The organism is Paenibacillus sp. FSL W7-1279, assembly GCF_037969845.1.
Classification (GTDB): domain Bacteria; phylum Bacillota; class Bacilli; order Paenibacillales; family Paenibacillaceae; genus Paenibacillus_AQ.
Genome location: NZ_CP150215.1, coordinates 162,501 through 175,817, shown reverse-complemented (window position 1 = coordinate 175,817; position 13,317 = coordinate 162,501). Strand labels below are relative to the sequence as shown.

The 13,317-nt window shown below is 49.8% G+C and carries 9 protein-coding genes, 8 tRNA genes and 1 rRNA gene (1 of these 18 cut by a window edge); all 18 read right to left on the bottom strand.

The annotated features are described in order from the left end of the window. Window positions 1-21 precede the first annotated feature (21 nt). Window positions 22-669: an ATP phosphoribosyltransferase gene (gene hisG / locus MKY82_RS00825; RefSeq protein ID WP_194540363.1), complete on the bottom strand. Its 648-nt coding sequence runs from the start codon at window positions 667-669 to the stop codon at window positions 22-24. A 53-nt stretch (window positions 670-722) separates the two neighbouring features. Next, window positions 723-1,916 (bottom strand): ATP phosphoribosyltransferase regulatory subunit, encoded by a 1,194-nt coding sequence (locus tag MKY82_RS00820; protein ID WP_194540362.1) that lies wholly within the window; start codon window positions 1,914-1,916, stop codon window positions 723-725. Between the two features lie 403 nt (window positions 1,917-2,319). Then, window positions 2,320-3,546 (bottom strand): acyltransferase, encoded by a 1,227-nt coding sequence (locus tag MKY82_RS00815; protein WP_339295260.1) that lies wholly within the window; start codon window positions 3,544-3,546, stop codon window positions 2,320-2,322. Between the two features lie 181 nt (window positions 3,547-3,727). Next, window positions 3,728-4,234: an acyltransferase gene (locus MKY82_RS00810; RefSeq protein ID WP_071219443.1), complete on the bottom strand. Its 507-nt coding sequence runs from the start codon at window positions 4,232-4,234 to the stop codon at window positions 3,728-3,730. A gap of 13 nt (window positions 4,235-4,247) precedes the next feature. Further along, a complete protein-coding gene (gene ppaX / locus MKY82_RS00805) occupies window positions 4,248-4,898 on the bottom strand; it encodes a pyrophosphatase PpaX (RefSeq protein ID WP_194540361.1) in 651 nt (216 codons plus the stop codon). A gap of 7 nt (window positions 4,899-4,905) precedes the next feature. Then, window positions 4,906-6,039: a prolipoprotein diacylglyceryl transferase gene (gene lgt, locus MKY82_RS00800; RefSeq protein ID WP_194540360.1), complete on the bottom strand. Its 1,134-nt coding sequence runs from the start codon at window positions 6,037-6,039 to the stop codon at window positions 4,906-4,908. Window positions 6,040-6,059: 20 nt separating this feature from the next. Further along, window positions 6,060-6,998: an HPr(Ser) kinase/phosphatase gene (gene hprK / locus MKY82_RS00795; protein ID WP_071219440.1), complete on the bottom strand. Its 939-nt coding sequence runs from the start codon at window positions 6,996-6,998 to the stop codon at window positions 6,060-6,062. 437 nt (window positions 6,999-7,435) lie between these two features. After that, the gene (ugpC, locus tag MKY82_RS00790; protein WP_071219439.1) at window positions 7,436-8,560 is read right to left on the bottom strand and encodes a sn-glycerol-3-phosphate ABC transporter ATP-binding protein UgpC; all 1,125 of its coding nucleotides are present in this window, start codon (window positions 8,558-8,560) and stop codon (window positions 7,436-7,438) included. Between the two features lie 108 nt (window positions 8,561-8,668). Further along, window positions 8,669-9,883: a helix-turn-helix domain-containing protein gene (locus tag MKY82_RS00785; protein WP_339295259.1), complete on the bottom strand. Its 1,215-nt coding sequence runs from the start codon at window positions 9,881-9,883 to the stop codon at window positions 8,669-8,671. A 150-nt stretch (window positions 9,884-10,033) separates the two neighbouring features. After that, window positions 10,034-10,106: transfer RNA gene (locus MKY82_RS00780), tRNA-Lys, on the bottom strand. Window positions 10,107-10,113: 7 nt separating this feature from the next. Continuing rightward, a tRNA-Tyr gene (locus MKY82_RS00775) sits at window positions 10,114-10,199 on the bottom strand. 12 nt (window positions 10,200-10,211) lie between these two features. Continuing rightward, window positions 10,212-10,284, bottom strand: a tRNA-Phe gene (locus MKY82_RS00770). An 84-nt stretch (window positions 10,285-10,368) separates the two neighbouring features. Further along, window positions 10,369-10,445 (bottom strand) — tRNA-Asp (locus MKY82_RS00765). Between the two features lie 13 nt (window positions 10,446-10,458). Next, window positions 10,459-10,534, bottom strand: a tRNA-Thr gene (locus tag MKY82_RS00760). 25 nt (window positions 10,535-10,559) lie between these two features. Then, window positions 10,560-10,635, bottom strand: a tRNA-Val gene (locus MKY82_RS00755). 9 nt (window positions 10,636-10,644) lie between these two features. Further along, window positions 10,645-10,721, bottom strand: a tRNA-Met gene (locus MKY82_RS00750). A gap of 32 nt (window positions 10,722-10,753) precedes the next feature. Beyond that, window positions 10,754-10,845 (bottom strand) — tRNA-Ser (locus MKY82_RS00745). A gap of 162 nt (window positions 10,846-11,007) precedes the next feature. After that, a 23S ribosomal RNA gene (locus tag MKY82_RS00740) occupies window positions 11,008-13,317 on the bottom strand (it continues 617 nt past the right edge of the window).

The following is a 13,317-nucleotide window of genomic DNA, read 5'->3' as shown; positions in this document are numbered from 1 at the left end:
TCCTGTTTGTACCTGTGTTTCTTAGCGCTGTTTATTCGCTCCCTCAGACATAATGACCGTTTGCAGGCGATCGCATAATGCCTGAATTTCATCATTCTTCATCCGATAGCTGACGCGATTGGCAATCAGGCGACTTGTGATCTCAAAGATGCTGGTCATTTCAATAAGTCCGTTCTCCTTGAGCGTTTGGCCTGTTTCCACCATATCCACGATCCGGTCCGCCAACCCGATAAGGGGTGCAAGCTCAATCGAACCGTTCAGCTTAACCACCTCAACCTGTTGGCCTTGTTCACGGAAATACTGCGAAGCGACATTCGGATATTTGGTAGCAACCCGCTGACGAATGCCCGGCTTCCAGTCCGGCAAGCCGATAACCGACATCCGGCACCTTGCGATGCCGAGATCCAGCAGCTCATAAACGTCCTTGTTCTCTTCCATCAGCACATCCTTGCCAACAATTCCAATATCCGCGACACCGTATTCCACATAAGTCGGCACATCCACCGGCTTTGCCAGAATAAATTCCATTCCTGCCTCCGGCAAGGGAATGACCAGCTTGCGCGTCTCATCCACATCGAGGGGAATCGGAAGTCCGGCTGAACGGAACAGCGCGGATGCTTTTTTATATATACGCCCTTTGGGCATCGCTACTTTCAACGTTTCCGCCACGTTCAAATCCTCCTGACCTTGACCTATATAAAATAGGGTGATATATCAACGTTCTATCGAAGGGTAATGATCTCCTGGTAGCCTCTGTTAAGCAGACTGCCGGATACGACGGGCACGCCTTCACCGCGAATATTTGCCGAATCCGGAATGATCGAGGTGATGACGGTATGGCCCTGCGCCCGCAGTTGTGACGCTTTTGCCAAACCTTCTTTGCGATAGGAAGCCGTGTAACGGATCAGTATGGGCAGCTCTTCCGCAATCTCTCCCCCCTGAACCCCATCCAGAATGCGATTGGTCTTAAGCGCAAAGCCGGTTGCCGGAACCGCACGGCCAAACTGCTGCAGCAGCTTGTCATACCGACCGCCGCTCGCTACGGGTGAACCAAGTTCAGCAGCATAGCCTTCAAACGTCATACCGGTGTAATAGGAGAAGTCTCCGAGCATCGTCAGATCAAACAGAACATGCCTGGAGACATCGTATGCCTCCAGCACCTCCCATACTCTGCACAGATGCTCAATAGAAGCTCTTGCGAGATCGTTGCTGCTAATCTCAAGTGCCTGCCCGGCAATCTCCCGGCCCCCGCGCAGCTTCAGGATTCCCTCCAGCTGGTCCTGCTGTGTCTCCGTAAGGAGCAGACTGGCAATGGTGTTACGGTATCCGACATAGTCGCGGTTCAGCAGGTCCTGCTTCAGGCTCTCTTGATCCTCCGTCCGCTCAGGCAGCACTTCCTGGAGCAGGCCATTAAGGTAACCCATATGCCCCATCGCGATTTTGAATTTCTCCACGCCTGCCGCCTTCAGGGATTCGATCGCCAGTGCAATCACTTCGGCATCGGCCTCCGGCGTATCGTCGCCTACAAGCTCTACTCCCGTCTGGAAGAATTCAGCCTCCCGGCCCGCCTCCTCTTCGATTGCGCGAAATACATTCGCATGATAGGACAAACGCACCGGTAACGGCTCATCCTTCAGCAGCGACGACATGACCCTTGCTATGGGGGCGGTTAGATCGGACCGCAGCACCATGGTCGTTCCGCGCTTATTCAATAATTTAAACAGTTTTTGGTCCGACGTAGAGCTTGCCACGCCTACCGTATCGTAATATTCCATCGTTGGTGTCATAATCTGCCGGTATCCCCAGCGGTCCATACATGCCAGCACTTCACGTTCAATCCGGCGCAGCTTCGTGACCGCATGAGGGAGATAATCACGAACACCTGCCGGTTTCTCGAAGCCTTTCGGTTTAGACATGACGCTCCACCTCAAATTCAGAAAAGTCTTTAATATGGTAAAGTGGTACCTTGCTAATAAATTAAAGGATATTGGCTATATTACCATGAACTCTGCCCGATCGTCAATGCATCATGGAGGCTTCCTGCTGTGTATCGTTCTCTGTTGTTCTTCACCTTAGCCGCCAAAGAATTCGCTTAACTTCTGGGTATAATTGTAACACAAGAACAAGCTGGAGTGGCTTGCTTGTCTGTGGATGAATCTCTCATGTCTTTAGCGGCATAAATAAAAATACATTAGATGGTATCGTAGGGTTAGGCCACCCCGTAAATTCTAGATCGCTAATCATACAAAAAAGCCGCCCGATTGCCGGACGGCTTTGCTTCATAATGTCTGGTATGAATAAAGAATATGCCTGCTATGATTATAGATCAACTGATTTCTTGCTGTCGCCTGCAACGGTGTCTTTTCTCAGCGATGGCGCTTTTGGAGCTTTGGATGATGGCTTCAATGATCGTGGAACGCTGCCAAGCAGCACCCAGGAGCCTGGAATCCATCGGAACACCGTTTGTACGACCAGCGCACTAACAATCAGCGCAGTTACCATGCCGCCATAAATCCAGATGAGATAATCATCGGTTACCGGATTCAGCTTGAGATCGTACTCCCGATACAGGAACAGCCAGAGAGGATGCACCAGATAGATCGCGAAGGACAACTCGCCAATCCGCGTCAGCACCTTCACGATGAGTCTCCAACCGCTGTTATACAGCCAGCTGGCCAGCTGCATCAGCACAATGGCGGAGAAAACCGTGTGCAGATTCCATAACAGCTCGTACAACAGGGAGTCGTATTTGGCACCGTGCAATCTCTGATTGTACCAAATCTGCACGTGCGTCAGCGCCATCGCGAGCCAGCCCGCCCATAACACGACTGTACCTGCTCTTTGACCTGACGTCTGCTTTTTCCAAGATGACGTAAGCCAGCCCTTGAATTTGTCGTAATTCATCGCCAGATAAGCACCCAGCATATAGTAGGCTAAATACGAGATCGCCAAGCTTCCTTTAAACGTGTAGTGCAGCTCGTATTTATTCCATATGATAAAGCCCCATTGAAGCAGGAACCCGATGGGAACCGCCCACCGTACGAGAAACCGGGACGATTTGAACAGCTTGAGGAAGATCGGAAACAGGATGTAGAACTGCAAGCTAATAAACACAAAGTATAAGTGCGTATAGTTCTGCCCCCGAATCAAGCGTTCAAAGAATATCGGCATCTGTGCCCATAGATCAAATGAGCTGTTGAGCAACCCGTTCTGATACATCCGCACAAAGAAATAGATGATCGAGAACAACACATAAGGCAGCAGAATGTACAAGAGCCGCCGTTTGTAGAAGTTTTTGATCAGATCCTTAGTCAGCGGCCGGTCCGCATAGTTATAGAACAGCACAAAGCTGCTTAGGAATATAAACGAGGGTGTGCCGTATTTAAAGAAAATATTCAAAAAATTAATAATATAATAGAATCGCGAATCAATCGCATCGACCGTTGCAAATGAAGTCGCATGAACGTGAAGCACGCCCAGGATGGCCAGCGCGCGATAAATATCGAGCTGCGGGAGCCTTTCCTTTTTGTTCAGCGTTGCACTCATGTCAGGCGTCGCCTCCTTGTTTTCAAGTTTTTTCATAGAGTCATTGTATAAGGATAGGCGGGCAAAAAAGTCCCTCAAGGCTATCATACCCAGGGGACTATTGAATCGCTTTGTGTCATGTTATCCTCTACTCATTCTACAATAATTCAGGTAGCTTGAGAACCTAACTTGTCACATTACCTCAAATTGACTCACTTTCCGTTGATGTCCTCTTCAGCTCTTGCAATGGATTGCCGCCTACAAAAACACCCGGTGCCACATCTTTATGTACGACAGACCCTGCAGCAACAACCGCTCCATCTCCGATCGTTACACCAGGCAAAATCGTGGTGTTCGCGCCGATGAGTACGTTCTCCCCGATCCGCACTTCACCCAGACGATATTCCTTTATTAAATACTCATGGGCAAGAATCGTTGTATTGTAGCCGATCACCGAATTCTCGCCGATGGATATTTTCTCCGGAAAAAACACATCCACCATGACCATCAATCCAAACGCGGTATGCCTCCCCACCTTCATCCCGAGCATATGGCGGTATATCCAGTTCTTCAAGGGCAGAATAGGACAATAGCGGGCCAACTGGATAAAGATGAAGTTCTTGACGCCCTTGAACGGGCTCACGGTGCGGTAGATTTGCCATAACGCGTTGGGCCCTTCTACAGGATAACGGGTAATCTTTCTGGCCATGCTGCCAAAACTCCTATTCCTCTTGAAGTCCTACGATCTCATACAGGTCTTTCATATCCTTTAAAACATAATCCGGACCATACTCCATCAGCTTCTGCTCACCCTTCAGGGACCAAGCTACAGCTGCGGCCTTCACGCCCGCCGCCTTGGCAGATTGAATGTCGACCGGGCTGTCCCCGATCATCAACGTCGTAGCCGGATTGGCGCCGAGACGCTCGATCGCCGTCAGAACGGGCTCAGGATGCGGTTTCGGATGCTCGACGTCGTTCACTGTCACAATCGCCGACATGAAGCGCTCCAGATCGTACTTCTCCAAAGTCATCATCGTGGAGGGGCGGATCTTCGTGGTTACGATCCCCAGTGAAAGCCCATGACGATGAAGACGCTCCACGACTTCATTTACATGGGGGAATGGTCTAACCATCTCATCATGATGAAGCGTGTTGAAGGAGCGGTATGCTTTGATAAGCGGACTAACGTCATCAACGCCCCCCGAGAAAGCCTGCAGCTGCTGCTCCAGCGTGGTTCCCATATGTGGAATGATCTGCTCCCTGGTTAGCGGTCCTGGGGCCTGAGCCTCAAAGACATGCAGAAACGACGAGATAATCAATTCATTCGTATCAATAATGGTTCCGTCCAAATCAAACAGTACGGTTTCGATCATGCTGCAACTACTCCTTTTTGTCCTCCGTATCTGGTTTTATTGCCGGAGTATCTTCTACTGGGGACGGTTTGACTTCCGTCTCCTGGACTTGGGTTAGAGGGCTTTTGTCAGCCGTCTCTGCTGGCTCTGCTGCCGGTTTGTCCTGCTTAACAGGTGCCTGCGCAGATGACTTCGCGGCTTTATTGGTCTGAAGGTCCGCTTCAGGCGTAGGACCTGCTCCGGTCTTCGTTGACACGATGGGGTCCAAATAACGCACATTGGCGCGACCCGTTACACGGCGCACAATGATCAGTACGATGCCTCCAATGACAATCAATACGGACAGCAGCTGGGAGATCCTAATATTGCCGTAAGCCGGGTCCAGATGGCCCAGTTCAAAGCCCATCCAAGTCATCGGTGCCCATAACGTATTGTTAATGAAGTCGGCAAGTCCGGCTGCGCCTTGGAACGCCAAACTGTCCGTGCGCACCGCTTCAATGAAGAATCGGCCGATGGAATACCAGATGAAATATCCGATGAAGAGCTCGCCTGCGCGCAGGAATTTCTGTCTGCGAAGAATAAGCAGGATGACAATACCGACCAAGTTCCATAAGGATTCATATAGGAAGGTAGGATGATGGAATACGCCTTGTACATTCATTTGATTGACGATGAAATCAGGCAGGTGCAGCTGCCCGCGTAAAAAGGACTCGCTGACAGGACCGCCATAGGCCTCCTGGTTAACGAAATTCCCCCAGCGACCAATGATTTGGCCGGCCAACAGAGACGGAGCACAGATATCAGCAATCCGCCAGAATGAGTAGCCTCTTCTACGTACAAAGATCAAAGCGCAGATAATGGCCCCGATGAGAGCACCAAATATCGCAATCCCGCCATTCCATGTTTTGAACACGTCCAGGAAGTTGTCCTTATAATCTTCCCATTTAAATGCTACATAATAAATACGTGCACCAATAATTGCCGAAGGTACGCCAAGCAATACCAAATCCATAAAGAACTCCTGCGGAATGCCAAAACGCTTCCCCTCGCGAATGGCCAGCAACAGCCCCACCAAAGCACCCAGCCCTAAAATCAAGCCATACCAATGAACACGCAGCGATCCGATGGAGAACACCACCGGATCGATGAGCAATGTTTGCATCACTTATAACCTCCCTAGTCCTAGTCCAAATCGTCCATATCTTCAGCGATCGTAGCTGTCAGTTTGTTCGTAAACTGCAGCGCAGCATTCAGTCCCATTTGTTTCAGTCTGTAGTTCATAGCTGCCACTTCAATAATAACCGCAAGGTTACGTCCTGGACGAACCGGAATGGTGACCAGAGGGATGTCCGTCTCAATAATTCGTGTTGTTTCTTCATCTAACCCCAGACGATCATACTGTTTATCCTGCTGCCAGGCTTCCAATCGCACAACAAGGGTAATCCGTTTATTGTTTCGAACGGCGCCTGCACCGAATAACGTCATTACATTAATAATACCGACTCCGCGAATCTCCAGAAGATGGCGAATGAGCTCCGGCGCCGTACCGTGCAGCTGAAAATCCGATGTCTGACGTATCTCCACCGCATCGTCCGCAATTAATCGGTGTCCGCGTTTGACGAGCTCCAGTGCCGTCTCGCTTTTCCCGATACCGCTTGAGCCTGTTATCAGCATCCCTACGCCATAAACATCGCACAATACCCCGTGGATGGTTGTAGTTGGTGCAAGTTTGCGTTCCAGAAAGCTTGTGAATCGGCTTGTCAGAATGGTTGTTGCCATGCTGCTGCGCAGTACAGGCAAACCTCTCTCATTCCCGAGTTCCACCAGTTCTTCCGGCACCTCCAAGGAACGTGTTACCACGATGCAAGGTGTTTCTTCCGTGCACAGGCTGCGCATACGCTCTTTACGCTCTTCCGGCTTCAGCATTCCGAAGAAAGCCAACTCGGTGCGCCCCATAAGCTGAACCCGTTCCCGCGGATGGTATTCAAAATAACCGGCCATTTCCAATCCCGGGCGATTCAGATCGTCCGTTGTAATCTGACGTTTCAAGCCTTCCTCACCTGCGATGACCTCCAGCTGAAACTGCTGGACCAGCTCGGATACCTTCACTTTCTTGGCCATGGTCTTACCCCTCTTCTTCCATTGTATGTTGACATCACAACGAAACCGTCATATGGCACGGCCCGTCTTGGATGATATATTCCATCATTCAGCTATTCCTAAAGAACACTACTGTACACTTACCTGCGATCTTGGAAATTACCATGAAATATGCTCAACATCCCATATGTTCAATACGTATGTATGCCTTGCTTTGTGCTTATCTTATCGAAAAAAGCCAATGAATGCAATTCTAACCGACTACTCCATTGCGACATTAGGCTTATATAGGGGTGTGCTTTAAATAGATTGCTGCCCATGGAATACCTCAATTGGCATCGGTAAAGGATATCCAAACCTTTTCCCAGGGCGTGAATGTTAGCGTGATATTGTCTTTTTCTCCTAAAAAAAACCGCCCCTTGAGGGGGCGGTTTTCAAGAGATCCCGATTGCTGAAGATTAGTCTTCGAGCAATACGTTCAATTCAGACTCTTTATCAAAGATATGAACTTTGTTCATGTCGAGTGCCAATTTCACATTGTCGCCTTCGCGAGTAGTCGAACGTCCGTCTACACGGCCGATAACCGTATCGGTACCCAAGCCGCTCAGGTACAAGAGCATTTCGTGACCAAGGTTCTCGGTTACATCGACTTTTGCAGAGAAGATCGTATTCGGGGAAGCTTCCAGGAAGACTGGCTCTTCATGAATATCTTCCGGACGAACACCCATGATCACTTCTTTACCAATCATGGATTTATTTTTGAGCAATTGTGCTTTACCACCTGGTACTTGAACGTTCAAGCCCTGGGAAGTGAAGTATACGCCACCGTTTTGCTCGGACAATTTACCGTTGATGAAGTTCATGGTTGGGGAACCGATGAAACCAGCAACGAACAGGTTGTTCGGATTGTTGTACAGTTGCTCTGGGGAATCCGCTTGTTGAATGATGCCGTCTTGCATAACAACGATACGATCACCCATCGTCATAGCTTCTGTTTGGTCATGCGTTACGTAGATACAAGTGGTTTCAAGACGCTTAACCAGCTTGGTGATTTCGGCACGCATCTGACCGCGGAGTTTCGCATCCAAGTTGGAAAGCGGCTCATCCATCAAGAAGACTTGTGGATCACGGACAATCGCACGACCCAAGGCAACACGCTGACGCTGACCACCGGACAGAGCTTTTGGCTTACGCTCAAGCAAATGCTCGATATCCAGGATTTTTGCTGCTTCACGTACACGCTTATCGATTTCGTCTTTCTTCACTTTACGGAGTTTCAAACCGAATGCCATGTTCTGATATACGTTCATATGTGGATACAAGGCGTAGGATTGGAATACCATCGCGATGTCACGATCTTTAGGTGCTACATCGTTAACAACACGGTCGCCAATGTAAAGTTTACCCTCAGAAATTTCCTCAAGACCCGCGATCATACGCAGTGTCGTGGACTTACCGCAACCGGAAGGACCTACCAAAACCAAAAATTCTTTATCTTTAATATCCAAATTAACGTCAATTACAGTTGCTTTATCCGAACCTGCATACTTTTTGTAAATATGCTCTAAGCGTACACCAGCCATGTGCATTTGCCCCCTCATATGAATGTTATGAAATCGAATACAATTAATTTATAATCTTATATTACCCCATAGGCACCTGACTTGCTATACACAATCTGCACAAAAAACCTATTTCCTTTTCGTCACTTTATACAATAGAAGCGTTATTTTCACTAAAACCGCATCACTGAAGCTCCGAACATCTAACCCCGTCTCCTGTTTAATCTTATCCAGCCGGTACAGCAGCGTGTTGCGGTGAATATACAGGTGCTTGGCCGTCTCACTCACGTTACAATCCAATTCGAAAAAAGACTCGAGCGTTGACAATGTCTCGCTATCCTCGAACAAATCGGTATGGCCGGCAGCGTACTCGCGCAGGAATTGATTGCGCTGGTACTCGGGAATGCTATAAACCAGACGCTCCAGATGAAGCCCAGTCGATAGATGGATATGTTCCTTGACCTGGAATGTACGGCCGATGGTCATGGTCTCTCTTAACATGCTAACAGTCTGTGGCAGAGCATGCAGCGCATTAACCGCCGGTATCGCCGAGATATGGAAATCCCCCACCCATTCCGTTGAAATCAGCTCGTAGAGCCCCATACAGAATAAGGAGAGCAAATCCTGGTCGCCGTCCAACGAAGTATCCTCTTTATCATCGGTCGTTATACCATCCAGCAATTCTTGGTTCGCTAAGATAATCCATTCCTTATCAAGCAGTGGCACCAGAATGATGTCCCCGCCAAAATAGCTGCGCAATAACCGATGCAGCGCCTTATAGCTTGGAGTGGGAGCATGCTCGCTTTCATGAATTAGAAGAAAGGGAACCATGTCCTCAGTCAAACTTGTTCGAATCAACATTTCATCTGGTAATTCAGCAAGCAGTTCACCGGCTTGCAGGCGTTCCTTTAACCAGCCACCCAACTGTTGGGCGCGTCGTTCTTCTTCAACCTTACCGGTATTCTTGGGCACTCCCCCTGGCATCGTATCCTGCAGGCTCGACAATAGTAGAGTTATAAGCCCAATCTCCGACTCCGTCAAAGCACCCTGATCCGCTACGATTACCTGGCTAGGATCCTGTGGATTCACTGGAATCCAAATCTCACCCAGGTCCTTGCGAGCATAGGCGCCGTTAACCTTTCGGGATTTGTGCGAGATTCCGTTTTCTACACGGTTATTGGACCCCTGAACTCCTACCTCTTGACCAATCCGATCACCAAATGGCGGTGAGGTCGCCATTGATTTTGTTAACCATGCCGCTTCCTGATCATTCAATGTTTTTAAACCGAGTGAGGTACCCAAGGTCTGCTCTAGTTTCTGAACGATGTGCTCCATCTCCACCATTGATGACTCCACCACTTTATCGTTTTTTCTTATTTTAGCATAAGACCCAGTACAAGCGACAATGCCTTCTCTCTAAGCCCATTTACATTGGACAAAAACAGCCTAAAACAATACAAAAAGAGCCGTCAACAACGTTGACGACTCTTCGGATGAGCCATGAAGGACTCGAACCTTCGACACCCTGATTAAAAGTCAGGTGCTCTACCAACTGAGCTAATGGCTCTTATTACTGGTGGAGGATGATGGATTCGAACCACCGAACTCGGACGAGAACAGATTTACAGTCTGCTGCGTTTGGCCACTTCGCTAATCCTCCAGGATATAAAGGTGGCTCGGGACGGAATCGAACCGCCGACACGAGGATTTTCAGTCCTCTGCTCTACCGACTGAGCTACCGAGCCTTATATACATGACATAAAAATAAAGTTCGGCATCCCACTTTAATTTGTGGAAAACCGACTATTTTTATTCCTTAAAATTAATAATGGCGGAACTGACGGGATTCGAACCCGCGATCTCCTGCGTGACAGGCAGGCATGTTAGGCCTCTACACCACAGTTCCACATTATTAAAAATGGTGCCGGCGAGAGGACTTGAACCCCCAACCTACTGATTACAAGTCAGTTGCTCTACCAATTGAGCTACACCGGCATGGTAAGGTGATAAAAATAGTACATGGTGGAGGCTGAGGGGATCGAACCCCCGACCCTCTGCTTGTAAGGCAGATGCTCTCCCAGCTGAGCTAAGCCTCCAGGTATGTATGGTAGCGGCGGAGGGGATCGAACCCCCGACCTCACGGGTATGAACCGTACGCTCTAGCCAGCTGAGCTACACCGCCATATAAACCTATTTGCGTTCAAGTTATTCAAATGGCGGAGAGAGAGGGATTCGAACCCTCGCACCGCTTACGCAGTCTAACCCCTTAGCAGAGGGTCCCCTTATAGCCACTTGGGTATCTCTCCATCATAACTTGTATGCAGTTACAGAGATTGATTCCCTGAAAACTAGATACGAAACGATCTTTGCGTTGATTAGAATCCGTAGCATTCACCCGATGTGGTATCGGGGTCCCCGAAAAGTATTCGGTGTCAGCTTCAAAGCTTCACTTCACTTTTTGGGGTGATTTGGATAAGCCCTCGACCGATTAGTATTGGTCAGCTCCATGCATTGCTGCACTTCCACCTCCAACCTATCTACCTCGTCGTCTTCAAGGGGTCTTACTAGTTGGGAAATCTCATCTTGAGGGGGGCTTCACGCTTAGATGCTTTCAGCGCTTATCCCGTCCGTACGTAGCTACCCAGCCATGCTCCTGGCGGAACAACTGGTGCACCAGCGGTACGTCCATCCCGGTCCTCTCGTACTAAGGACAGCTCCTCTCAAATTTCCTACGCCCACGACAGATAGGGACCGAACTGTCTCACGACGTTCTGAACCCAGCTCGCGTACCGCTTTAATGGGCGAACAGCCCAACCCTTGGGACCTACTTCAGCCCCAGGATGCGATGAGCCGACATCGAGGTGCCAAACCTCCCCGTCGATGTGGACTCTTGGGGGAGATAAGCCTGTTATCCCCAGGGTAGCTTTTATCCGTTGAGCGATGGCCCTTCCATGCGGTACCACCGGATCACTAAGCCCGACTTTCGTCCCTGCTCGACTTGTAGGTCTCGCAGTCAAGCTCCCTTATGCCTTTGCACTCTTCGAATGATTTCCAACCATTCTGAGGGAACCTTGGGGCGCCTCCGTTACTCTTTAGGAGGCGACCGCCCCAGTCAAACTGCCCGCCTGACACTGTCCCCGTACCGGATCACGGTACCAGGTTAGAACCTAGATACGATCAGGGTGGTATCCCAACGTCGCCTCCACACAAGCTGGCGCTCATGCTTCAAAGGCTCCCACCTATCCTGTACAGATCGTACCCAAATCCAATATCAAGCTGCAGTAAAGCTCCATGGGGTCTTTCCGTCTTGTCGCGGGTAACCTGCATCTTCACAGGTATTAAAATTTCACCGGATCTCTCGTTGAGACAGCGCCCAAGTCGTTACGCCATTCGTGCGGGTCAGAATTTACCTGACAAGGAATTTCGCTACCTTAGGACCGTTATAGTTACGGCCGCCGTTTACTGGGGCTTCGGTTCACAGCTTCGGATTGCTCCTAACCGCTCCCCTTAACCTTCCAGCACCGGGCAGGCGTCAGCCCGTATACTTCGCCTTACGGCTTCGCACAGACCTGTGTTTTTGCTAAACAGTCGCTTGGGCCTTTTCACTGCGGCCCCCTCGGGCTATTCACCCTACCGAGGCACCCCTTCTCCCGAAGTTACGGGGTCATTTTGCCGAGTTCCTTAACGAGAGTTCTTCCGCGCGCCTTAGAATTCTCTTCTCGCCTACCTGTGTCGGTTTGCGGTACGGGCACCTTCACCTGACTAGAGGCTTTTCTTGGCAGTGTGAGATCATGACCTTCGCTACTATAATTTTCACTCCCCATCACAGCCCAGCCTTATCGATGTGCGGATTTGCCTACACATCAGCCTCACTGCTTGGACGGACATCCATCAGTCCGCGTCACTACCCTCCTGCGTCACCCCATCGTTCATAACGGTTTACGGTGGTACAGGAATTTCAACCTGTTGTCCTTCGATTACGCCTTTCGGCCTCACCTTAGGTCCCGACTTACCCTGAGCGGACGAGCCTTCCTCAGGAAACCTTGGGCTTTCGGCGGATCAGATTCTCACTGATCTTTTCGTTACTCATACCGGCATTCTCACTTGTATGCTGTCCAGCGCTCCTTACGGTACACCTTCAACCTACATACAACGCTCCCCTACCCCTGATGCAAAGCATCAAGCCATAGCTTCGGTGGTGTGTTTAGCCCCGTTACATTTTCGGCGCAGAGTCACTCGACCAGTGAGCTATTACGCACTCTTTAAATGGTGGCTGCTTCTAAGCCAACATCCTGGTTGTCTGTGCAACTCCACATCCTTTCCCACTTAACACACACTTGGGGACCTTAGCTGATGGTCTGGGCTGTTTCCCTTTTGACAATGGATCTTAGCACTCACTGTCTGACTCCCGGATATAAGTCTATGGCATTCGGAGTTTGACTGAGCTTGGTAACCCTTGCGGGCCCCGCACCCAATCAGTGCTCTACCTCCACGACTCTTCATTCCGAGGCTAGCCCTAAAGCTATTTCGGGGAGAACCAGCTATCTCCGAGTTCGATTGGAATTTCTCCGCTACCCCCACCTCATCCCCGCATTTTTCAACATACGTGGGTTCGGGCCTCCAGTGCGTGTTACCGCACCTTCACCCTGGACAGGGGTAGATCACACGGTTTCGGGTCTACGCCCACATACTCAGTCGCCCTATTCAGACTCGCTTTCGCTGCGGCTACGGCTTCTCGCCTTAACCTTGCATGGGAACGTAACTCGCCGGTTCATTCT